The sequence below is a fragment of the Paenibacillus whitsoniae genome, from assembly GCF_003955665.1.
Classification (GTDB): domain Bacteria; phylum Bacillota; class Bacilli; order Paenibacillales; family NBRC-103111; genus Paenibacillus_E; species Paenibacillus_E whitsoniae.
In genome coordinates this window covers 125,772-147,433 of the sequence record NZ_RXHU01000027.1, presented here as the reverse complement: position 1 = coordinate 147,433, position 21,662 = coordinate 125,772, and the positions used below count along the sequence as shown (strand labels likewise).

Annotated in this window: 19 protein-coding genes; 15 read left to right on the top strand and 4 right to left on the bottom strand. The window is 54.3% G+C overall.

Annotated features, from left to right (window positions below; all coding sequences use genetic code 11):
* The first annotated feature begins 159 nt into the window (after positions 1–159).
* From EJQ19_RS11185 to EJQ19_RS11165, 5 genes are all read left to right on the top strand, one after another.
* Positions 160–1,176 (top strand): NAD-dependent epimerase/dehydratase family protein, encoded by a 1,017-nt coding sequence (locus EJQ19_RS11185; RefSeq protein ID WP_126141291.1) that lies wholly within the window; start codon positions 160–162, stop codon positions 1,174–1,176.
* The gene (locus EJQ19_RS11180; protein ID WP_126141290.1) at positions 1,177–2,244 is read left to right on the top strand and encodes a dihydrodipicolinate synthase family protein; all 1,068 of its coding nucleotides are present in this window, start codon (positions 1,177–1,179) and stop codon (positions 2,242–2,244) included.
* Positions 2,245–2,328: 84 nt separating this feature from the next.
* Positions 2,329–3,135 (top strand): polysaccharide deacetylase family protein, encoded by an 807-nt coding sequence (locus tag EJQ19_RS11175; RefSeq protein ID WP_206438402.1) that lies wholly within the window; start codon positions 2,329–2,331, stop codon positions 3,133–3,135.
* 171 nt (positions 3,136–3,306) lie between these two features.
* A complete protein-coding gene (locus EJQ19_RS11170; protein WP_126141289.1) occupies positions 3,307–3,474 on the top strand; it encodes an aspartyl-phosphate phosphatase Spo0E family protein in 168 nt (55 codons plus the stop codon).
* Positions 3,475–3,786: 312 nt separating this feature from the next.
* A complete protein-coding gene (locus EJQ19_RS11165) occupies positions 3,787–5,616 on the top strand; it encodes a heparinase II/III domain-containing protein (protein ID WP_164716463.1) in 1,830 nt (609 codons plus the stop codon).
* Between the two features lie 6 nt (positions 5,617–5,622).
* Here EJQ19_RS11165 and EJQ19_RS11160 read toward each other — a convergent pair whose 3' ends face one another.
* Both EJQ19_RS11160 and EJQ19_RS11155 read right to left on the bottom strand, forming a co-directional pair.
* On the bottom strand, positions 5,623–6,453 hold the full coding sequence (locus EJQ19_RS11160) for an AraC family transcriptional regulator (protein ID WP_126141287.1): 831 nt from the start codon (positions 6,451–6,453) through the stop codon (positions 5,623–5,625).
* Between the two features lie 61 nt (positions 6,454–6,514).
* On the bottom strand, positions 6,515–7,285 hold the full coding sequence (locus EJQ19_RS11155) for a phytanoyl-CoA dioxygenase family protein (RefSeq protein WP_164716461.1): 771 nt from the start codon (positions 7,283–7,285) through the stop codon (positions 6,515–6,517).
* 228 nt (positions 7,286–7,513) lie between these two features.
* Between EJQ19_RS11155 and EJQ19_RS11150 the strand changes: the two genes are divergently transcribed.
* The 3 genes from EJQ19_RS11150 to EJQ19_RS11140 are packed head-to-tail and all read left to right on the top strand — an operon-like array spanning position 7,514 to position 10,373.
* Positions 7,514–8,575 (top strand): Gfo/Idh/MocA family protein, encoded by a 1,062-nt coding sequence (locus EJQ19_RS11150; RefSeq protein WP_126141285.1) that lies wholly within the window; start codon positions 7,514–7,516, stop codon positions 8,573–8,575.
* A 36-nt stretch (positions 8,576–8,611) separates the two neighbouring features.
* Positions 8,612–9,472, top strand: coding sequence for a sugar phosphate isomerase/epimerase family protein (locus EJQ19_RS11145; protein ID WP_126141284.1), 861 nt, complete (start codon positions 8,612–8,614; stop codon positions 9,470–9,472).
* Between the two features lie 28 nt (positions 9,473–9,500).
* Positions 9,501–10,373 carry a sugar phosphate isomerase/epimerase family protein gene (locus EJQ19_RS11140; RefSeq protein WP_126141283.1) on the top strand — a complete coding sequence of 291 codons (873 nt, stop codon included), beginning with the start codon at positions 9,501–9,503 and terminating at the stop codon, positions 10,371–10,373.
* An 81-nt stretch (positions 10,374–10,454) separates the two neighbouring features.
* Here EJQ19_RS11140 and EJQ19_RS11135 read toward each other — a convergent pair whose 3' ends face one another.
* The gene (locus EJQ19_RS11135; protein ID WP_126141282.1) at positions 10,455–11,291 is read right to left on the bottom strand and encodes an AraC family transcriptional regulator; all 837 of its coding nucleotides are present in this window, start codon (positions 11,289–11,291) and stop codon (positions 10,455–10,457) included.
* 134 nt (positions 11,292–11,425) lie between these two features.
* On the opposite strand from EJQ19_RS11135, the gene lacZ reads away from it, so the two are divergent.
* The gene (gene lacZ / locus EJQ19_RS11130; protein ID WP_126141281.1) at positions 11,426–14,575 is read left to right on the top strand and encodes a beta-galactosidase, LacZ type; all 3,150 of its coding nucleotides are present in this window, start codon (positions 11,426–11,428) and stop codon (positions 14,573–14,575) included.
* A 62-nt stretch (positions 14,576–14,637) separates the two neighbouring features.
* On the opposite strand, the gene EJQ19_RS11125 is transcribed toward lacZ, so the two are convergent.
* Positions 14,638–15,666, bottom strand: a complete 1,029-nt coding sequence (locus EJQ19_RS11125; protein WP_126141280.1) for a YeiH family protein — start codon at positions 15,664–15,666, stop codon at positions 14,638–14,640.
* Positions 15,667–15,836: 170 nt separating this feature from the next.
* Between EJQ19_RS11125 and EJQ19_RS11120 the strand changes: the two genes are divergently transcribed.
* The 6 genes from EJQ19_RS11120 (at position 15,837) to EJQ19_RS11095 (ending at position 21,169) form a co-directional block, all read left to right on the top strand.
* On the top strand, positions 15,837–16,715 hold the full coding sequence (locus tag EJQ19_RS11120) for a LysR family transcriptional regulator (RefSeq protein ID WP_126141279.1): 879 nt from the start codon (positions 15,837–15,839) through the stop codon (positions 16,713–16,715).
* A 152-nt stretch (positions 16,716–16,867) separates the two neighbouring features.
* Positions 16,868–17,722 (top strand): NAD(P)-dependent oxidoreductase, encoded by an 855-nt coding sequence (locus EJQ19_RS11115; protein ID WP_126141307.1) that lies wholly within the window; start codon positions 16,868–16,870, stop codon positions 17,720–17,722.
* A 34-nt stretch (positions 17,723–17,756) separates the two neighbouring features.
* The gene (locus EJQ19_RS11110) at positions 17,757–17,975 is read left to right on the top strand and encodes a helix-hairpin-helix domain-containing protein (RefSeq protein ID WP_126141278.1); all 219 of its coding nucleotides are present in this window, start codon (positions 17,757–17,759) and stop codon (positions 17,973–17,975) included.
* A gap of 97 nt (positions 17,976–18,072) precedes the next feature.
* Positions 18,073–19,524 (top strand): catalase KatA, encoded by a 1,452-nt coding sequence (katA, locus tag EJQ19_RS11105; RefSeq protein WP_126141277.1) that lies wholly within the window; start codon positions 18,073–18,075, stop codon positions 19,522–19,524.
* A 122-nt stretch (positions 19,525–19,646) separates the two neighbouring features.
* On the top strand, positions 19,647–20,156 hold the full coding sequence (locus EJQ19_RS11100) for a hypothetical protein (RefSeq protein ID WP_126141276.1): 510 nt from the start codon (positions 19,647–19,649) through the stop codon (positions 20,154–20,156).
* 86 nt (positions 20,157–20,242) lie between these two features.
* Entirely contained in the window at positions 20,243–21,169 is a 927-nt protein-coding gene (locus tag EJQ19_RS11095; RefSeq protein ID WP_241242845.1) for a DMT family transporter, read from the top strand.
* Positions 21,170–21,662: the final 493 nt, after the last annotated feature.

The window sequence follows — 21,662 nt, the reverse complement described above, 5'->3', positions numbered from 1 at the left end:
CTGTCGCCGAAACGTGTCTCCAAACGCCAAGTGTTTCACCGCTTCCCCCCATCACGCCGCTCATTAAAAGACACTTTAAAGATTTGTCTTTTAACATTCGACGTAGGTATACTAATTTCAGAGCACGCGAACTTGATACAAAAGAGGGAGACGATAACGATGAGAACGTTGGAAGATTTGGATGCGGTGATGTCAAAGCCGTCGGCGGCACTGGTTCAGTTTATGCGGGAGCTGGAAGGCGATATTATGCTGCTTGGCGTCGGAGGCAAAATGGGGCCGAGCCTGGCGAGACTTGCAATGAATGCCATTCGCGAAGCCGGCGTCGTTAAGAAAGTGATCGGCGTCTCGCGGTTTTCCGAAGCGGGTCTCAAAGACGAGCTTCAAGCCTACGGCGTAGAGACGATCGCTTGCGATCTGCTGGACGATGCGGCGCTGCAGGCACTGCCTGACGTCCCGAATGTGATTTACATGGCAGGGACGAAATTCGGTACAACCGGCAAGGAGCATTTTACATGGGTGATGAATGCGTATTTGCCAGGACGTGTCGCTGAAAAATACAAAAACTCCCGCATCGTCGTATTCTCGACGGGTAATGTCTACCCGTTTACGCCGGTTACATACGGCGGTGCGCATGAGGGCATGAGCCCTGCGCCGATCGGCGAATACGGCCAGTCGTGTTTGGGCCGCGAGCGGATGTTCGAGCACTACAGCCACAAGAACGGCACGAAGGTAGCGATTTACCGTCTGAATTACGCGATCGACTTGCGCTACGGCGTGCTGCTCGAGCTTGCGAAGTCGATCAAAGAAGGCCGCGCCATCAACCTGGCGATGGGTCACTTCAACTGTATTTGGCAGGGGGATGCCAATGAAATCGCAATCCGTTCCCTGGCCGCAGCGCAAAGCCCGGCGAACTTCCTGAACGTAACGGGGCCGGAAACCGTGTCTGTACGCTACGCAGCGGAGCAGCTCGGCAAGCGTCTCGGCATTGAGCCGACGTTCGTCGGCCAAGAGTCCGAGACCGCGCTGCTCAGCAATGCCGCGAAATGCATGCAGGAATTCGGCTATCCAAGCGTATCCCTGGGCCAGATGCTGGATTGGATTGCCGAGTGGACGCTGAATGGCGGCAGTACGATCAACAAACCGACGCATTTCCAGGAGCGAGAGGGGAAATTTTAAATGAGCAAACGACCAGAGCTATCTAGAGCGCAGTTCGAAGCGCTGCACGGCGGGCTTGTCATTCCGGCGCATCCGTTGGCACTCACCGCCGATCGTCAGCTCGACGAGCAAAGCCAGCGCGCGCTGTCCCGCTACTACATGGCGGCGGGAGCCGGCGGCATTGCCGTCGGCGTGCACTCGACGCAATTCGAAATCCGCGAGCCGCAGCACAATCTGTTTGAAACCGTGCTGCGCATGGCTTCGGAAGAGGTCGACCGCGCGAAGCTGGATCGTCCGTTTATTAAAGTGGCGGGCATTTGCGGCCCGACCGAGCAAGCCATCGCCGAAGCCGATACGGCGATCGGGCTTGGCTATGATGCCGGCCTCTTGTCCATGGGCGGCCTGAACGCCTACAGCGAAGAGCAAATTCTCGAGCGCACCGCGCGCATCGCAGAGAAAATGCCGGTCATCGGCTTTTATCTCCAGCCTTCGGTCGGCGGGAAAATCTACTCGTTCGATTTCTGGAAAGAGTTCGCCCGCATACCGGGCATCGTCGCGATCAAGATGGCGCCGTTCAACCGCTACCAGACCATCGACGTCGCACGTGCGGTCTGCTATTCGCCAAGACGCGATGAGATCGTGCTGTATACAGGCAACGACGACAACATCGTGAACGATCTGCTCACGGTTTATAAATTCCAGGTCGATGGCCAAACCGTGGAAAAACGCATCGTCGGCGGCTTGCTAGGTCACTGGGCCGTCTGGACGCGGAAAGCGGTTGAGCTGCTGGAAGAGATCAAGGCGGTGCGCGACAACGCATCACTCGACCGCGAGTGGCTGACGCGCAACATCGCCGTCACAGAAACGAATGCCGCGTTCTTCGATCCGGCGCACAGTTTTGCCGGCTGCATCCCGGGCATTCATGAAGTGCTGCGCCGTCAAGGGCTGATGAAAGGCACATGGTGTTTGAACCCGCACGAGGAGCTTTCGCCAGGCCAAGCGGAAGAAATCGACCGCATGTACCGTGATTATCCCGAACTGAACGATGATGCGTTTGTGAAGCAGCATTTGGCGGCATGGCTCTCATAATTTATCCCAAACGGCTACCCTTGAAATGAAATATTTGGTAGACTGAGAGAATCGGTCTTAAAAACGTTTCAAGGGGGCAATTACATGCTGCGCATTCGCTTTGATCGGTTTCCGAACGGGCTGACGAAAGCACTGACGTTAAGTTTTGACGACGGAAGAATCCACGATCGCCGATTAGTTGACAAGTTCAATGAATACGGACTGAAAGGAACGTTTCATTTGAACAGTGGCTTTTTGGGTAAAGAAGGCTATATATCCGCTTCAGAAATCAAGTCGTTGTTTGCAGGCCATGAAGTATCGGCCCACACCATCGATCATCCATTTCTGGAGCAATCGCCGGCGGAGCAGGTCGTTCATGAGATTTCGAACGACCGTGCTGCGCTGGAGGCGCTTGTCGGCTATCCCGTTCGCGGTATGAGCTATCCGTTCGGCACACATTCCGACGCGGTCGTCGCGATGCTGCCGACGCTGGGCATCGAATATGCACGGACGACAGAAAGTCATCAAGGCTTTCACATGCCGAAGGATTTTCTCCGCTGGCATCCGACTTGCCATCACAAGATGATGGTGGAGCTTGCGGACAAGTTTAACCAGCTTGAGCAGCGGCATACCCGTATGGCACTGTTCTATGTGTGGGGCCACAGCTACGAATTCGAGAATGACAACAATTGGGAGCTTATTGACCGTTTTGGCGAAAAAGTGGGTGGCAAAGATGACATCTGGTATGCGACCAATGCCGAGATTGCGTTGTATATGCAGGCGCTTGGCAGGCTTCGTTTCTCTGTGGACAGTAGAATCGTTCACAATCCGTCGGCCGCTTCCGTCTGGATTAGCGCGGAAGGTGACGCTGTTGAGATTCCAGGTGGCGCAGTCGTACAATTGTCAACCTGACATCTGCGTTGTAGTGAACAGTTGGTAAAATTGTAGGCATTAAATAAATTTTCAAATATAGGTAATTTTCAGCTTTTGCTAATAATTTCTTAACAATATTAAGTTATGATATAGGTAACATAACGGATCACTTATCCACGGGAAGAAAATTTCAAATACGGAGGGATCAACATGGGTCAATTAGGTGACTTGGAACAAAAGATTGAAGCAAAGCGTAACGAGCTGAATCTTGCCTATCGCGTTTATGGACTCTTGTCTGAAACTGTTTTGAAACTTTCAATTGAACTGGATAAACTGTTAAATGCCTATTACGAATTAACGCTCGTTCGAACTGCATAAGCAACAAAGCCGAGATCACGAGGTAGCTTGTGAGGCTCGGCTTTTCTTTTTGATGGCGACGATGATCCAGAGCAGAAGCCGAATGCCGAGAGAGTGCAGAGAAAGCAAGATCGGCATGGCAATTTTTTGCATATCCCTTAGCGATAGGGGGAATAAGTTTGTCTTTCTGGGCAATTTTGGTAATAGATGAAATCGGGTGGAAACCAGTTTGGAAGTGAGCGAAAGCATGGTGGAAGTCAAAATTAAAGCTAGTGTAATCAGGAGGATCGGATTATAGTAAGAGAGGACTGAAAAAATTTTGAGGTGATGACCATGAACAGCCGATCATTCTTGCAAGCACTGCTTGCTCACGAAGCGGAGCATGCCGCACTTTTTCAAGAAGCAAAGTTGAAACGTTCTAATAATCGTCAGGCGATGGGTAATACCCCGCTGCTTGCCTCTGTTTATGGCGAGATTTTGCCGATTGCGGACAGTTATGTCACGAAGCCAATTGAGGCGTTGCCTTTTAGCCTATTTGATTTGTATCGGACGCAGGGAACTCGCGTTGAATTTGAGCACGCGTATTTCGATCGCCGCCGCCGCTTGGCTTCGCTGGCTGTCGCTGCGCTTCAGGATGACGAAGATACGTACATTGCTGCATTGGAAAATACGATTTGGGCGATATGCGACGAGTTCACCTGGTGCTTGCCGGCTCATCTGTACAACCATGATGCTTCGCTCGAAGGGGAAGAGGACAAGCATATCGACCTCTTTGCCGCCGAGACGGCGCATGCACTGAGCGAAACGTGCCATTTGCTTGGCGACCGGCTGCAGCCGCAAGTCGTGAAACGTGCGCGCAGGGAAGCGATGCGCAGAGTCGTTACTCCGTACATGAGTGTCAAACGCGCGTATTGGTGGGAAACATGTGACATCAACTGGTCAGCCGTTTGCGCCGGCAGCGTGGGGATGGCCGCCATTTACCTGCTTCCAGATTCCAAGGTGCTGATGCCGATTTTGACCCGGGTGATGGACGCCATGGAGTGCTTCCTGGAAGGCTTCACTGATGAAGGCGCCTGCCTGGAAGGCTTGAATTACTGGTATTACGGATTCGGTTATTATGTATACTTCTCGGAGCTGCTCAAACAGCGGACAGGCGGCAAGGTGGATTTGCTGACTTCAGATAAAGTTCGCCGCATTGCACTGTTTCCACAGCGCTGTTTCCTGCAAGGGAATCAAGTGGCGAACTTCTCGGACTGCTCGCGTACCGGTGGTGTGGAGCCGGGTATTTTCAGCCGCTTGGGTGAGCAGTTTGCGGACATTCGGGTTCCTTCCCTTGAGCCTTTGGCAGCGCCGATCGACCATTGCGGACGCTATGCCAAGACGCTGCGCAGCGTGGCTTGGCTGAACGAACCGCTGCTGAGGGAACGGGAAGGGCTGGCGCTCGGCACAGACTTCCTGCCGGAAGCTCAGTGGGTGATCGCAAGATGGCAGTCCGGCGAGCAGACCGTCAGCTTTGCAGCGAAAGGCGGCCATAATGACGAGCCGCACAACCATAACGATATTGGCAACTTCATTTGGCTGGCCGACGGCGTGAGATGGCTTGACGATCTGGGATCGGGGCGGTACACGAAAGCCTATTTCGGACCTGAGCGTTACTCCATTCTGTGCAACAGCTCAGCGGGGCATAATGTGCCGATCATTAATGGCGAGCTTCAACAGGCGGGACGAGCTTTTGCCGGCCAAGTGCTGGACGTCGCGCTTTCGGATACCGAGGACCGTTACAAGCTGGACATCGGCAAAGCGTATACGGTTCATGGCTTGGAAAGTCTGGAGCGGGAATTTGCGATTGATAAAGTGGAAGGCAAGCTGACACTGACGGATACGTTCACATTCAGCACGCCGGGGGCAGCGATTACCGAGCGCTTTGTCACGCTTGTGCAGCCGGTCATTGCCACAGAAGGGGAAATTCGTTTGGAATCGGAGGGCAAAAGCCGCGTGCTGCGCTATGATGCCGCAAAGCTGAAGGCGTCGATCTCCACGGCGGAGCACGCCAATCATCATAACGGGGTCGAGCACGTCTATCTAATTGATTTGACGGCGGCGGAGACAGGGACGCAGTCGAGCTTTACGATGACGCTGGAAAACGGTAGCACGGTGCGCTAATGCCGGCTAATCGTTCAGCCAGAGGCCGAACTGCTGGCGGTATTGCAGCGGAGTGAGGCCGGTTTTTAAACGAAACATGCGAGAAAAGTAGTTGGCGTTGTCGATGCCCAGCTCGTAGGCGATTTGCGAGACGGGCTTGGAGCTGGCCGTCAGCTGCTTTTTCGCTTGTTCGATTTTGAGGCTATGTACAAAATGAAGCGGAGCTTGTCCGGTTTGCTTGATAAACAGCTTGCGAAGATGCGATTCGCTAAGCTGCACAAGCTCGGCAAGCTCTTTGATTTCCGGCATGCGGTGCGGATGGGCATTCAGGAAATGAATGATTGTATGGATGCGGGTGTCCGCATGCGTATAGGCGAAGACGGATTCCCCGGCGGTGCCGGTATGCAGCAGCTCATACAGGATGCGCAGCAGAGCGGATTGCTGCAGCAGGTGCACGTATGGCACTGATTTATCCGCGTGTAGAAGCATCTCCTGCAGCACCGGTTCCAGGTGGCGGTACGTGCCTTCAAACCGCACGGGCGCATTGATCACCTGCGCCCAGCTGCGATGGCTGACCATCGTCACTTCCGCGTCGAAGTTGATGCTCGTGAGAAGCAGTTCGTCGGAGACAGCGCGGAAGGAGATGAGGCTGCCGGCCGGCAGGATGCACACCTGGCCATCGGAGCAGCGATAGGCCGTGTCACCGATTTCTAAGTGAAAGCTCCCGCGATGAACGTACCAAAGCACGGTATGACGAAGCGTGCGGCGGCTGCCCCCCCAGCGATAGTCCAGCGTATATTGAATGATGTGAAGGAATCGGATCGCCAGAGATTCTATCATCAGTTGAAAAGAGTTCATGAAACAGCCACCTCGCGCCAGGTCTTAAAATGGGGTTTACTGCCTATTGTAGCATGTTTGTTTAACTTTCAGGTACAGGCACAATGCCTTGAATACCCTCGTTTAACTTGAATTTGTCTTCGCCGCTGACGAGATAAGTGCGAATGCGGGTCGTATCGCCGCCCCACTCGTCCATCTTGAACTTGACTTCCGGCGTCGTATAGCGGACAGAGAACGCGACGCGCGGAATGTTGGAGCGGTTCGTCTCCGATCCGTGGAACGTTGCTTCATTGAAAAAGGCAATTTGTCCAGGGGACATTTCCAAATCGACCGCTTTGGACTCGTCGATCGCCTCCTCCGGCAGGCCTTGTTCAAAGGCGCTGGCATCGGTGCCAGTGGACACATGTTCCACAATCGATTTGTGCGTGCCAGGAATGACGCGCAGGCAGCCGTTTTCCCGAATCGACCAGCCGAGGCTGACCCAAGCAGTGGCATTGATCGCCGGCTCCATCGGCCAATAATTAATATCTTGATGCCACGGAATGAACTTGTTGTTATTCGGCTCTTTATACCAGAAATGCATCGCCCACAGCACGATATCGTCGCCGAGAATTTGCTTCATCGCCCCGACAATGCTCGCATGCGTAGCGAGCTGGTACGCCCAGTGATGGCGTTGGTGCCACGCCGACAGATTCATTCTCGTTGGACCCGGCTCGTATTTAGACTGCTCCAGCACATCGAAAAATCGCTGATAGTAAAAATCCGCCTCTTGTAAGGTCAGCCCTTGCATCGGGCCGCTGTACCCTTCTTTTTGATACTGTTCGAGCGAGAATGGGTTTCCTTTGGTAATCATCGCAATTCCCTCCAGGTAGGCAGTGGGTTGGTCTGCCGTTTCGTTATGATTCATACTTGTATTGTAAGCGCTGCGAGCACCGCAAGTTAGACGTCAAATCGATTATGAATAGCACAAAACGATTGTTTTGGATATATAGTCCATGAACCTGCTTATTCTATGTATTCTTCTCATGGAGCGGACGTGCTACCTTAAAGGAGTATATGAATGAAGGAGGCACACTTTCCGATGAATAACAAGCTGAAGATTGGCGTGATTGGGGCAGGTTCCATTTCCGATTTACATTTTGCGTCGTATGTGAAGGAAGAGCAGGCGGAGTTGTTCGCTGTGTGCGATTTGAATCGCGAACGGGCGGAGGGCAAGGCGGCCAAGTATAACATTCCGCATATTTATACAGACTATCGTGAGCTTCTGGCGAATCCGGAGATTGATGCCGTCAGCATCTGCACGTGGAACAACACGCATGCGGAGTTGAGCATCGCGGCGCTGCGGGCCGGCAAGCATGTGCTGGTGGAGAAGCCTTTGTGCAAAAGCGTTGAGGAAGCGCTTCAAATTCAAACGGCGGTGCAGGAAACGGGCAAAACGCTGCAAGTCGGGTTCGTTCGCCGCTACGATACGAATGCGCAGTTGGTGAAGCATTTTATCGATAACGGACAGCTCGGCAGCATTTATTATGCCAAAGCGTCCTGCTTGCGCCGCCTCGGCAATCCCGGGGGCTGGTTCTCGGACGTGGAGCGCTCCGGCGGCGGCCCGCTGATCGATATTGGCGTCCACGTGATCGACGTGTGCTGGTATTTGATGGGCAGACCGAAGCCGGTATCCGTCAGCGGCAATACGTACCGTCAGCTCGGTAACCGCGCGAACATCAAGAACTTGAATTTCTATAAAGCAGCGGATTACGATGCCGAACACAACACGGTGGAGGATTTGGCGAATGCGCTCATCCGATTTGAGAATGGCGCGTCGCTCATGATCGACGTCAGCTTTACGCTGCACGCCAAGAAGGACGAGATTTCCGTGAAGCTGTACGGCGACAAGGGCGGCGTGGAGCTGGAGCCGGAGCTGACGTTTGTAACCGAGGTATTGGATACGATTACGAACGTGTCGCCGCAAACGAACAATAAATCCATTGAGATCAACAGCGCGTTCCAAAATGAAATCTCGCATTTCGTTTCTTGCGTGCGTTCCGGCGAAACGCCGATCAGTCCGGTTGAAGACGGACTCAATATGATGAAAATCCTTTGCGGCATCTACGAATCGGCTGCGAAAGGCCAGGAAATCCGTCTGTAGCGGAGCCATTCACCGAATAGAAAAGGAGAGTTTCGCATGAAGCTTGGCGTTAGCTCATACAGTTTATTTCAAGCGTTAAAATCAGGGCAAATGACGATCATGGACGTCATCGACTGGATCGCAGACCAAGGCGGCGAGCATATTGAGATCGTTCCGCTTGGCTTTGATTTAATCGGCAATCCCGAGCTGCCAGAGCAGATTCGCGAGAAGGCGGCTTCGCGGGGGCTTGATATATCGAACTATGCGATCGGCGCGAATTTCCTGACTGACACGGAAGAGGCGTATCTGGGGGAAATCGAGCGGGTTAAAAACGAAGTCGACATCGCCGCCCGGTTAGGCGTCAAGAAAATGCGGCACGACGTCGCTCGCAGCGAAGACTTATCCATCCGCAATTTCAACGCGGTGCTGCCGAAACTGGCTTCGGCTTGCCGCCAGATCGCGGATTACGCGCAGCAGTATGGCATCGTGACCTCTGTGGAGAATCACGGGTTTTTCATTCAGCACAGCGATCGCGTGCAGGCGCTGATTCATGCGGTAGCTCGCGACAATTTTAAGACGACGCTCGATATCGGCAATTTCCTGTGCGTCGATGAACCGCCTGTGGGTGCGGTGCAAAACAATTTGCCGTTCGCGTCCATCGTGCACGTGAAGGATTTCTACGTTCGCCCTGCGGGCAGTCCGCTCGGTGAAGGCTGGTTCCGCTCTACGCATGGCACCTACCTGCGCGGTGCTATCGCCGGCCACGGGGACATTCCGATGACGGATGTGCTGCGTTTGGTGAAAGACTCCGGGTACGAGGGTTACATCTCGCTTGAGTTCGAAGGCATGGAAGAATGCAGAACGGGCACGCGCATCGGGCTGGACAATATTCGCAGAATCTGGGCTGAACTTGGCTAATTTTCACAGTGGAAAAGGAGAGAGTGCGATGATTTCGAATCCAATCGGCATTATGGTAGACAGTTTGAAGCTTGGCCTGCGCGATGGCTTGCGCAAAGCCAAGGATATGGGCGCTGACGGCGTTCAAATTTATGCGGTTTCCGGCGAGATGGATCCAGCCAACTTGACGCCGCAGGCGCGCAAAGAGCTGAAAGCGTATATCGAATCGCTCGGACTGCATATTTCGGCGCTGTGCGGAGATCTCGGCGGCCACGGCTTTCAGGATCGGGAAGCGAATGCAGCGAAAGTCGAGAAGTCGAAGCGCATTCTCGATCTTGCGGTCGAACTCGGCACGAACGTCGTGACGACGCACATTGGCGTCGTGCCCCAGGAGAAGAGCGACGGGGTCTATCAGACGATGCTCGAAGCATGCGAGGAGCTTGGCGTGTACGCGAGCAAGCTAGGTGCATTCTTTGCGGTGGAAACGGGACCGGAAACGGCGGCGCATTTGAAAAGCTTCTTGGACAACTTATCCACCAAAGGCGTGTCCGTCAATTTTGACCCGGCGAACATGGTCATGGTGACTGGAGACGATCCGGTGCAGGGGGTTTACACCTTACGCGATTACATTGTTCATACGCATGTGAAGGACGGCATTCGCCTGCGCGAAGTCGACCCGCGCGAGGTGTACGGCGCGCTCGGCTACAAGCCGATGAGTCATGAGGCGATCGCGGAGGAAGCCGCGGCTGGCAGTTCGTACCGCGAGCTGGCGCTTGGCGAGGGCGGTGTCGATTTTGACCGGTACTTTGCAGCACTGCAGGACATCGGTTATAAAGGCTACTTGACGATTGAGCGGGAAGTAGGCGACCAGCCGGAGGCGGACATAGCGAAGGCGATTGCCTTCATTCAGAAGTATAAATAAGCGGTTTTATAAGAAAGGCGTGCACATTGCGAGAGCGGTGTGTGCGCCTTTTTTGGTGGCCGCAAGGGCAAGAGGCAACCCTCATTTGCTGTACTGGCTTCTAAACAAATCCGGTGTCAAGCCGACTGACTTGCGGAAGGTGGAGATGAAATGCGACGAGTCAAGAAAACCTGTACGTTCGGCGATGTCCCGAATCGTGAGGCCGGGCTGCGCGATGAGCATTTCTTTCGATTTTTGCAGGCGCAGCTGGAGAAGATATTGATACGGGGAGAGCCCGAACGCACGGCGAAATAAGGTGTTCATGTGCTGTGGGGAGACGCCGAGCCGCTCGGACATCCAGGCGAGTCCGGTTTCGGGCAGCGCATAGGTGTGTTCCAAGGCTTGCAGCAGGGGCAGCAGCCGTTCGTGATTTTGGGAAATCGAGGCGCTCCGGTTGACATAGCCGTGTTTTTTAAGCAGCGTCAGGAATTGGTACACTTCCAGTGAGCCGCTGGTGCCGGTGAAATCGTGGCTGTCATGGTATTTGTCATAATAGTAGTCGTGAATGGAGGCCAGCGGCGAATCGGCGCCCCAGGATATCGGCGTGGAGAGCGGCAGCTCGAGCGCCATGACGATGGAGGCGGCAAGCGCCCCGTCAAACGTTAAATACCATGTCGACCATGTCATCTCCGGAACGTTGTATACGTGGGGGACGCCTGCGGGCAGGAGCATGCCTTGATTTTCGCCGAGCTTGACGGTGCCGCTTTTCAGCTGGAGTTCGCCGGTGCCTTTCACAGTCTGGAGCCAATGAAAGCAAGGGTAACCCTCCTCTCGCGCCATGACTTGCTGATGGTTTTCAAAACCGATCGTTTCCAGAATTAAAGGAAGCTTGCGGTCACTGCCGGTAATCACGAAAAATTTGCGGTAATCCAGAGTCATGTGGTGCCATCATCACTTTCATTTTTTGATATGAAATGCGTCGTATCTTATATATTATTTGAAAATGCGGTCTTGTACAATAAGGGTATTGGCGCAAAATATGCAATTAACAAGCAAAGTGAGGAATTGACGATATGGCGAAGAAATTTGTATATACACCTCCTGTGAACGGGTATCCCGAATGGAACAACAATCCAGAGATTTTCCAACTGAACCGCATGGCTGCGCATGCCACGTTGATGCCTTACGATACGGAAGAAGAAGCGTTGGCTGGCGTTCGAGAAGCTTCGCGCCGCTATCAATCTTTGAACGGCACATGGAAGTTTCACTTCGCGGAGAATGCACAGGGTAGGCCGCAAAGCTTCTATCAGCAGGGCTACGATTGCAGCGGGTGGAAGGACATTGAGGTGCCTTCGCATTGGCAGCTGCAGGGATTCGATTATCCGCAGTATACGAACTTGATTTATCCATGGGTCGGCCATGAGGATTTGAAGCCGCCGTTTGCACCGGTGAACTATAACCCGGTAGGGTCCTATGTGACCAGCTTCACGGTGCCTGCAAGCTGGGAGAATGAGCCGGTCTACATCAGCTTTCAAGGGGTAGAGTCCGCTTTTTACGTGTGGTTGAACGGCGACTTCGTCGGTTTCAGCCAGGATTCGTTTACGCCGGCGAATTTCGATTTGACGCCATACCTGGTTGAAGGCATGAACAAGCTTGCAGTGGAAGTGTACCGTTGGAGCGATGCAAGCTGGTTGGAGGATCAGGATTTCTGGCGCATGAGCGGGATTTTCCGCGATGTGTATGTGTATTCGACACCTGCGACGCATCTTGCCGATTTCTTTGTGAATACGGATTTGGATGAGAATTATGAACATGCGGTGCTGCGCATTGATGCGAAAGTAACCAACTATGACGGCTTGTCGGCAGGCGAGCGCCAAGTGGAAGCGATGCTGTACGATGGCGCCGGCCGTAAAGTCACGTCGCTGCAGGGGAACGTAGATGTTACAGGCAGCGAACAGCAGCAGTTGGAGCTAACTGCGAAAGTAGAAAGCCCGGCCAAATGGAGCGCGGAAAAACCAAACTTGTATACGCTAGTTTTCTTCCTGCGGGATGGAGAAGGGCGCTTGCTTGAGACGGAGAGCTGCAAGGTCGGTTTCCGCAAGTTTGAAATCGCAGATGGGCTGATGCGCATTAACGGACAGCCGATTATGTTCAAAGGCGTGAATCGCCACGAATTCGATATGGATCGCGGTCGTTCGGTCGATAAGGCGAGCATGGTGCAAGATATTGAGCTGATGAAAAAATACAACATCAACGCGGTGCGCACATCGCACTATCCGAACAATCCATACTGGTACGAATTGTGCGACGAATATGGCTTGTACGTCATTGACGAGACGAATCTGGAAACGCACGGCTCCTGGTCGTATGGGCAGGAAGAGGAAGGCATTACCGTGCCGGGCAGCAAACCGGAATGGACCGGCGCTGTGCTCGATCGGGCGAACTCCATGCTGCAGCGGGATAAGAATCACCCGTCCATCGTCATTTGGTCGCTCGGCAACGAGTCATTAGGCGGGGACAATTTCATTAAAATGCACGATTTTCTACGGGAGTCCGACCCCTCTCGCGTTGTTCATTATGAGGGCGTCTTCCATTGGCGTAAGTCGGATGCGGCTTCGGATATAGAAAGCCAGATGTATACCAAGATTGAACAAGTCGAGGCTTATGCCCGCAATAAGCCGAAGAAGCCATTTATTCTGTGCGAATACAGCCATGCGATGGGGAACTCGTGCGGCAACCTCATCAAATATTGGGAACTGTTCGAGAAATATCCGGTGCTGCAGGGCGGCTTCATTTGGGACTGGATCGATCAGTCGATCCGTACGACAACGCCGGACGGCGTAACGTACATGGCCTACGGCGGCGACTTCGGCGATACGCCCAATGATGGAAACTTCTGTGGCAACGGGCTGATTTTTGCCGATCGCTCTGTTTCGCCTAAGCTGTATGAAGTGAAAAAATGCTACCAAAACGTGAAAATCGAACGCATCGATCTCGCAAAAGGGCAAGTTAAGGTGACGAACAACTTCCTGTTCACCAACCTGGATGAGTACGCCTGGACGTGGGAAATTACGCGAGACGGCGAACCGTTCGCGGCTAACGGAGCGTTCCCGGCCATGTCGATCGCACCTGGTGAAAGCGCGGTTGTGGAGCTGAACCTTCCGTCGCTGTTGGCTGAATCTCCGAAAGATGAATTCGTGTTGACGCTAAGCTTGCAATTGGCTGATGCGACGGCTTGGGGCAAGCAAGGGCATGAAATTGCCTGGGAGCAATTCGTTCTGTCTGCGTCGAACCGGTATGAAGCGGCTTTGACGGCATCCCACGCCGCTCGTCAAGAGACGGCGGTCTCCGCTACTGCCCCGGCTCCTGTAAGCATTCAGGGGACGGAATCGGCGCTGCTGCTGCAAGGGGGCCATTTCTCGCTGGCCTTCGACGCAGCGACCGGCGATTTGACGTCTTATGCGGTCGACGGCCTGGAGCGCTTCACCAAAGGGCCGGTGCCGAACTTCTGGCGCGCTTACACGGACAATGACCGCGGCAACGGGCATCATACTCGCTGCGCGACTTGGCAGCACGCGGGCCGCGACCGCAAGCTGCTCTCTTTCACGGCGGACGCCGGTGTGAACGGCAGTGCGGAAGTGCGCGTCCGCTATGAAATCGCGACGACGCCTGTATCTGAAGCAAACGTGGTATACACGGTGCGGTCTTCCGGCGAGGTCGAAGTGCGACTCGACCTCACACCGGGCGAAGGACTTCCGGAAATTCCGGAAGTCGGCCTGATGTTCGAGCTGGACGCTGCATTCGGTCAGCTCGCCTGGTACGGCCGCGGGCCGCACGAGAACTACTGGGACCGTGCGGTCGGCGCCAAAATCGCGCTGCACCGCGGCACGGTCGCAGAGCAATTCGTGCCGTACCTGCGACCGCAGGAATGCGGCAACAAAACGGACGTGCGCTGGGCGACGCTCACGAATAGCGAAGGCCGCGGCATCCGGATCGCCGGATTGCCGAAGGTCGAGCTGAATGCGCTGCCGTACGCACCGTCCGAGCTGGAGGCGCATTCGCATCCGCATCTGCTGCCGACAAGCGATAAAATCGTGCTGCGCGTCAACGACAAGCAAATGGGCGTCGGCGGCGACGACAGCTGGGGCGCGCGGACGCACCCCGAATTCACGCTGTTCGCGAACCGCAGCTACAGCTACGCGTTTACGTTCCAAGGGATTTAAGAATTTGACAAGAAAAGCCGGGCGTCTTGCTGACGTTCGGCTTTTTGCGTGTTCCGCTGCGATCAGGTCAGCTTAAAAGCATGAACAAGAAGAAAATCAAGCACGGCTAGAAGGATGGAGCCGATCAATCCGGCGGCGAAAGGCTTCATCCCCAGACGGCGGAAGGTGTGCAAATCGACTTTTAAGCCCAGCCCCGCCATGGCCATGGCAATAAGCAAATACGCCGCGAAGAGCATGTGGGCCGCAAAGGCGGCGGGAATGAGATGCAGCGAATTAACTGCGCTCATAAGGAAGAAGCCGACGATAAACCAAGGGATTGGAATCGTTCTAGGGGTGTTAGGCTCCGATTCCCCTTGATTCTTGGAACGATGGGTCCAAAGCCCGATTACAATGGCGACAGGAACAAGCAGCGCAACACGAGTCAGTTTCACAATAACCGCCAGATCGACGGCTTCTTTGCCGATCGGCGCGGCGGCCGCGATAACATGGGCGATTTCATGCAGGGTAGCGCCTGCAAATACGCCGTATCCAGCCTGGCTTAGGCCGAGCACCGGGTACAGGAGCGTGTATATTAGCGTGAAAATCGTGCCCAGGATCGCAACCGTCGCAGCGCTTATGGCGGTTTCGTCATCACCTGCTTTCAGCTGTGGCGAAATCGCTGCAATGGCGGCGGCGCCGCAAATCGCAGTGCCGCAGGCGGTTAGCAAGCCGAGCTTGTTCTCGACATTGAAAAGCCGGGCCAGCCTGTAGACGACGAACAAAGCAAATATAATCGTGATCACGGCGAGCAGCAGCACTTTAGGACCGGCTCGCACGATGTCAGCGAGATTCAAACGCACGCCGAGCAGAATAATGCCGGATCGCAGCAAAGCTGTGCTGGAGAAAGCAATCCCCGATCCAGCATGCGCCCCCACACCGCGCGTACTTCGCCAAAGCATGCCAAGCACAATCGCAAGGACAAGCTGCCCCATGATGCTAAGCAGCGGCAGTGTCGATAAGATTTTAGCTGCAATCGCGATTACAAGCGTTAAACCTACTCCTCGGATGAATCCCTTGTTTGTCATAACCGGTATTGCACGAACTTGTGCCATTTCGCTTCACTCCCCGATGTGTTGTTCGTTATAACCTCACTATAAAGCGGTGCAAATGGGAAGTGAAATACGAATAAACGATGATAATCATTTAAGAAACTTATGATTGACGCAAATTATAAAAAGAAAATAAAATACAATAAATACTACCAGCATTCAGGAGGAGCTGCATGATTGTAGAAACATTGCGTGTATTTGCAACTGTCGCGGAGCAAAGCAATTTCTCCAGAGCAGCTGAGCTGATGAACCTTTCCCAGCCTGGCGTGAGCCTGCACATCCGCAATCTGGAGAATGAGCTTGGCACCAAACTTATGCATCGATCGCCCAAGCACGTCAAGCTGACCGCGGCAGGAGAAATTCTTTACAGGCATGCGAAGCAAATTCTCTCCCTTTACGAGGAAGCACGACAAGAAATCCGCCTGCTTCAGGATGAGGTGACAGGGACACTTAAAATCGGTGCCAGCTTTACAATTGGGGAGTACTTGCTTCCGCGCTTGCTCGCCGGATATATTCGCGAATATCCGAAAGTGGACGTTCAGGTGACGATAGGCAATACGGAAGAGATCAATCGAGCCATTGTCGCGAACGATTTGGATTTGGGACTGGTGGAAGGTGAGGTTGCGCAAGCGGAGCTGCAGGCGGTGTCTTTTCAGAACGACGAATTGGTGCTGATCGTATCCCCGGATCATGCGCTTAGGGCTTTTCGAACGGTGACGCCGGATCAGCTGCAGCGCCATGTCTGGATTGTCAGAGAACGTGGCTCTGGAACGCGGGCGGTCAGCGACCGTTTTTTTGCGGATGCCGGGATGGCGTTGGGCAAACATTTTGTATTTAACAGCACGCAGGGCGTGAAGGAGGCGGTAGCGGCGGGGCTGGGGGTCGCTATTTTATCTCGCTTGACAATTCAGAAGGAATTACTGTCCGGAGAACTCTGCGAAATTGGGATTGAGGGGTACCGATTTGACCGGGATTTTGTCCTGCTGCAGAAACAAGATCACACGACGACGATGGCTCGCAAAATGCTGGTCCACCATGTACTGACCAACTGATTGGCTGTGTGGGGATATGAAGCCGCATGCCTGAGTTTGACCGGATTCGCCCCGGATGATAAGTTAAAGATAAGCACGTAATTGATCAGGTAAGTTGAGAGGTGGATTGGGCAGTGAAAGAACAAGTTAATGAAAGTAAACCCGTCATCGGCATGATCGGCGTCGGTGTGATGGGGCAGAGCATGGCGGGGCATTTTTTGAAAAACGGCTATGCCGTTTATGTATATAATCGGACGAAAAGCAAAGCGGACCCGCTGATCGCGCAGGGTGCCGTATGGCAAGACACGCCGGGCGGGGTTGCGGCACACAGCCAGATCGTCATTACGATGGTCGGTTTCCCGAGCGACGTCGAAGAAGTGTATTTCGGCGAACAGGGTATCCTGGCGAGAGCCCAAGCGGGCGCAACGCTCGTCGATATGACGACGTCTTCTCCAATGCTGGCGAAGCGCATTTATGACGAAGCGCAGCAGCGCGGACTATTCGCGCTCGATGCGCCGGTGTCCGGCGGCGACATTGGCGCCCGAGAAGCCCGGCTGTCGATCATGGTCGGCGGCGACCGCAAGGTGTTCGAGCGCATGCTGCCGTTGTTCCAGTACATTGGCAAGAACATCGTCCATCAAGGCGCGGCCGGAGCCGGTCAGCATACGAAAATGTGCAACCAGATTGCGATTGCGAGCAATATGATGGGCGTCGTTGAAGCGCTCGTGTACGCAGAGCGGGCTGGATTGGACCCGCAGACTGTGCTGAAAAGCATTGAAACCGGCGCCGCCGGCAGCTGGTCCTTAAGCAATCTCGGCCCGCGTATGATCGGCGGGGATTTTGCTCCGGGCTTCTATATCAAGCATTTCATTAAGGATATGCGCATTGCCCTGGAGTCCGCTGCGGAAATGGGCTTGGAGCTGCCGGGTCTGACGCTCGCGAAGTCGCTCTACGACCGGCTTGCGTCGCAAGGCGAAGGCGACAGCGGCACGCAGGCGTTGTATAAATTGATTCGCGCCGGGGTGTAAGACCTCCTGGCGCATGAAAAGGAGCGTGGCCGCAATGAAGCAGGCACCATCCAATGATTTTGAACAGATAAAAGGCTTGGCCAGCCCAGCCCGCCGAGCATTGGCGGGAGCAGGGATCACGCGGCTCGCGCAGCTTAGCGAGAAGACCGAAGCCGAGCTTCTGCAGCTGCACGGCATGGGGCCGAAGGCGATGGGCGCGCTGCGGGCGGCGCTTCAGGCACAGGGAATGTCTTTTCAAGCAGGCACAGATTAGGCCTGTACGCGGCGGCAAACATCATATCTGCCTCTCCCTCCGAATAGAGTAGAAGAGGGATTCTACTCAGAAGAGGAAGAGGCAGGGTGATACGGAGATGAGTTCAGACCGGAAAAAGTTGACGACAGGCTGGGGCGCGCCGGTAGGCGACAACCAGAACTCGCAGACGGCAGGCGCTCGGGGACCGACGCTCATTCAAGATGTTCATTTATTGGAAAAGCTGGCCCATTTCAATCGCGAACGCGTGCCGGAGCGGGTCGTCCACGCCAAAGGGGCGGGCGCGCACGGTTATTTTGAAGTGACGCAGGACTTGACAGCGTATACAAAAGCGAGTCTATTCGCCGAGGTTGGCAAGCGGACGCCGCTCTTTGTTCGGTTCTCCACCGTTGCGGGAGAAAGCGGTTCGGCGGATACCGTGCGCGATCCGCGCGGATTTGCGGTCAAATTTTATACGGATGAAGGGAATTATGATCTGGTAGGCAACAACACGCCTGTGTTTTTTATTCGGGATGCGATCAAATTCCCCGATTTTATTCATACACAGAAGCGGCACCCGCAGACGCACCTCAAAAATCCGAACGCGATCTGGGATTTCTGGTCGCTCTCGCCCGAATCGCTGCATCAGGTGACGATCCTCATGTCGGATCGCGGCATTCCGGCGACGTACCGGCATATGCACGGCTTCGGCAGCCATACGTTCAAATGGGTGAACGCCGAAGGGAAGGCGGTGTGGGTGAAGTATCATTTTAAAACTGAGCAAGGGGTGCAAAATTTGTCCCCTTCGCTCGCGGCTCAGCTTGCTGCCGAGAATCCCGATTACCATACGGAGGATTTGTTTAACGCGATCGAAAGCGGCGATTTCCCGGCTTGGAAGGTGTGTGTGCAAATCATGCCGCTGGAAGACGCGAATACATACCGCTTCGATCCGTTCGATGTGACCAAAGTCTGGTCGCAAAAAGATTATCCGCTGATCGAAGTCGGGCGTATGGTGCTGGATCGCAATCCGGATAATTATTTTGCGGAGGTTGAGCAAGCGACGTTCTCGCCGGGCACGCTCGTCCCTGGCATCGAGCCGTCGCCGGACAAAATGCTGCAGGGCCGGCTCTTCGCCTACAGCGACGCCCACCGCTATCGCGTCGGCGCCAACCATCACGCGCTGCCGATCAATCGGCCGCACAGCGAGGTGAACACGTACCAGCGCGACGGGCAAATGCGCCCGGACAGCAACGGCGGCGGCTCCGTCTACTACGAGCCGAACAGCTTCGGCGGGCCGGCGGAGTCCCCGGCGGATAAGCCGGCGCCGCTGGACGTAACCGGCCAAGCGGACAGTGTGGCGTATGATCATAACGATCATTATACGCAGGCGGGGGATTTGTACCGGCTGCTCAGCGAAGAGGAACGGGAACGGCTTGTGCAGACGATTGTCGCGGCGATGAAGCCGGTCGAGCGCGATGAGATCAAAATTCGGCAAATCGGCCACTTTTACAAAGCGGACCCGGAGTACGGCACCCGAATTGCGGAAGGACTCGGCCTGCCAGTCCCACAATAATATGTCACCGAACAGCTGCCTTTTCGTCGTAAAAGGGCAGCTGTTTTTTTTCACCACATCGGCAACTAGATCTTCGCAAGCATATGCTATTAGCAGAGAGCTTTCGGAAAGAGGTGATCCTGATGGGAACAAGGTTACGGTCCGAGCAACTGGTGAAAGCGCGCTTCCCCCATTTAAGGTACATCCGAATTCATACTTCTAGTAAGCATAAGGCGACGATTTATGCATGGACTGACGAGCTCGAACTATCCAAACATGACCATCTCAGGCTGGAAAAATATGCAAACGCTTACTTGTACCCCTACACGACCTTTCTGGTCAAAGCGTATGGGGAATTGCGTGCGGACCAGGTGCCGCTGCTGCCCGAACTGCCGGATGTCGTGACGCAAGCGGCGTTGAAGAAGAGCTTGAACCAGATTCAGATTTTGGAGGCGATCAATAGCCTCTACCCTTATGGACAATTGACGTTCAAGCGTTACGACGAGGCGGAGAGCATCATTTATTTTACGTATCAGGGCCTGTATCCACTGGATGACGCGGAAAAGATGACCATGCACGCTTACCTTACTGAGCTGATACCGCTTGGCTGTTATGGCCATGTCGTTTACGAGCATTTTCTTTCGGAACGGTAAAAGGCTTCCCAACCACGGCGATCGGCGGTATGATGGTGCCATAAAGTTTGCGTTCGTCTCGCGTGCGCACTGAAAAGGAGATCCGCATGAAAGTTCGTTTACCTTATATCCTGCTGCTGCTCGCAACTTGCATTTGGGGCGGTAACTTCGTCGCCGGCAAAGGTCTTGTCGCACACATGCCGCCGATTACGCTGGCTGCGTTCCGCTGGGGCATCGCTTTTGTCATCTTGGCGCCATTCGTCGGGAAAGAGGCCTGGCGGCATCGGCGAGAGCTGCTCGTTTCCTGGAAAATGGTGTTGTTTCTCGCCTTGACGGGCGTAGCCGGCTTCAACTCCTTAACCTACGTCGCGGTTCAGTATACCGGCTCCATCAACGCTTCGCTGATGAACTCTGCAACGCCGATCTTCATCGTACTGATTACATGGTTCGTGATGAAGGATCAATTTGCCTGGGGCGCGCTGCCGGGCATTCTTATCTCGATGCTCGGGGTCGGTTGGATGATCACGCAGGGCAGGCTGATGGACCTCGTTCATCTCAGAATCAATCGCGGAGATTTGTATATGCTTGCGGCGGTTCTGTGCTGGGCGCTATACTCCGTCGGTATGAAAAAGATGTCGGGACGCTTCCCGGCCAGCGCCTTTCTGCTCGTGCAGATCGCCATTGCGATGCTTGTGCTGATTCCTTTGTCTATCGTCGAGCTGCAGGTGCGGGATGCCGTCATCGGTTGGAGCTGGCCGCTCGCAGCCGGACTCGTGTACGTCGGCGTATTCGCCTCGCTAGTCGCATTCATGAGCTGGAACCGGGCGATTGAGTTGATCGGGCCGCAGCGCTGCGCGGGATTTCTCAATTTTATCCCGCTGTTCAGCGCGCTGTTTGCGATATCGTTTACGGGCGAGTCGTTGCACGTGTACCATTTTGTAGGCGCTGCGCTGATTGTCGCCGGCGTGTATGTGACGAATGTGGCGATGCGACGGCGGCAGACGAATGCTGCCGGGAAGTTAGGGCTCCGCTGAGGCGGAGGCTTTTTCTTTTGTTCTGGGAGGGCGTGAGTCGATTGGGGATGGATTGTTCAACACAGTAGACGGAGAGTTGCGGCATGGGTGACGGAGGTAGGTGGGAATTGTGGGAAAGACGGGTTAAGTTTGTAAGGAAGTATCGCCTCGTCAAGTCTGCCGAACATCTTGCAGAAAGTACAGGTAATTTCCACGTTTAGGCTCGATTTGCCGAGGATCCTGCAAAAAGTGCAGGTAATTTTCGTGAATACTCAATTGAAAGTGATTACATGTTGGGTTACTCAAAAAATACCTGTACAAAATGCAGGATTTCGAGCGGTACGCCCCTTTTTCTCCGAATTTGTTGTAGTTTTTACAGTTGGTCTGCGGAGAATCGTGCGAATGGGGATTGAGCAGGGCAGAAGGAGTGTGTCAGAGTAAAAGGGGGTGTAGTGGAGGAACGAGAAAGCAAGTGGACGAGCAGCGTAGAAGCGAGCAAAGTGAGCAAAGTGAG

Excerpts from the sequence above, each read along its gene's own strand:
- EJQ19_RS11185 (WP_126141291.1), top strand. The coding sequence starts at position 160 with ATGAGAACGTTGGAAGATTTGGATGCGGTGATGTCAAAGCCGTCGGCG.
- EJQ19_RS11180 (WP_126141290.1), top strand. The coding sequence starts at position 1,177 with ATGAGCAAACGACCAGAGCTATCTAGAGCGCAGTTCGAAGCGCTGCAC.
- EJQ19_RS11175 (WP_206438402.1), top strand. The coding sequence starts at position 2,329 with ATGCTGCGCATTCGCTTTGATCGGTTTCCGAACGGGCTGACGAAAGCA.
- EJQ19_RS11170 (WP_126141289.1), top strand. The coding sequence starts at position 3,307 with ATGGGTCAATTAGGTGACTTGGAACAAAAGATTGAAGCAAAGCGTAAC.
- EJQ19_RS11165 (WP_164716463.1), top strand. The coding sequence starts at position 3,787 with ATGAACAGCCGATCATTCTTGCAAGCACTGCTTGCTCACGAAGCGGAG.
- EJQ19_RS11160 (WP_126141287.1), bottom strand. The coding sequence starts at position 6,453 with ATGAACTCTTTTCAACTGATGATAGAATCTCTGGCGATCCGATTCCTT.
- EJQ19_RS11155 (WP_164716461.1), bottom strand. The coding sequence starts at position 7,285 with ATGATTACCAAAGGAAACCCATTCTCGCTCGAACAGTATCAAAAAGAA.
- EJQ19_RS11150 (WP_126141285.1), top strand. The coding sequence starts at position 7,514 with ATGAATAACAAGCTGAAGATTGGCGTGATTGGGGCAGGTTCCATTTCC.
- EJQ19_RS11145 (WP_126141284.1), top strand. The coding sequence starts at position 8,612 with ATGAAGCTTGGCGTTAGCTCATACAGTTTATTTCAAGCGTTAAAATCA.
- EJQ19_RS11140 (WP_126141283.1), top strand. The coding sequence starts at position 9,501 with ATGATTTCGAATCCAATCGGCATTATGGTAGACAGTTTGAAGCTTGGC.
- EJQ19_RS11135 (WP_126141282.1), bottom strand. The coding sequence starts at position 11,291 with ATGACTCTGGATTACCGCAAATTTTTCGTGATTACCGGCAGTGACCGC.
- lacZ (WP_126141281.1), top strand. The coding sequence starts at position 11,426 with ATGGCGAAGAAATTTGTATATACACCTCCTGTGAACGGGTATCCCGAA.
- EJQ19_RS11125 (WP_126141280.1), bottom strand. The coding sequence starts at position 15,666 with ATGGCACAAGTTCGTGCAATACCGGTTATGACAAACAAGGGATTCATC.
- EJQ19_RS11120 (WP_126141279.1), top strand. The coding sequence starts at position 15,837 with ATGATTGTAGAAACATTGCGTGTATTTGCAACTGTCGCGGAGCAAAGC.
- EJQ19_RS11115 (WP_126141307.1), top strand. The coding sequence starts at position 16,868 with ATGATCGGCGTCGGTGTGATGGGGCAGAGCATGGCGGGGCATTTTTTG.
- EJQ19_RS11110 (WP_126141278.1), top strand. The coding sequence starts at position 17,757 with ATGAAGCAGGCACCATCCAATGATTTTGAACAGATAAAAGGCTTGGCC.
- katA (WP_126141277.1), top strand. The coding sequence starts at position 18,073 with ATGAGTTCAGACCGGAAAAAGTTGACGACAGGCTGGGGCGCGCCGGTA.
- EJQ19_RS11100 (WP_126141276.1), top strand. The coding sequence starts at position 19,647 with ATGGGAACAAGGTTACGGTCCGAGCAACTGGTGAAAGCGCGCTTCCCC.
- EJQ19_RS11095 (WP_241242845.1), top strand. The coding sequence starts at position 20,243 with ATGAAAGTTCGTTTACCTTATATCCTGCTGCTGCTCGCAACTTGCATT.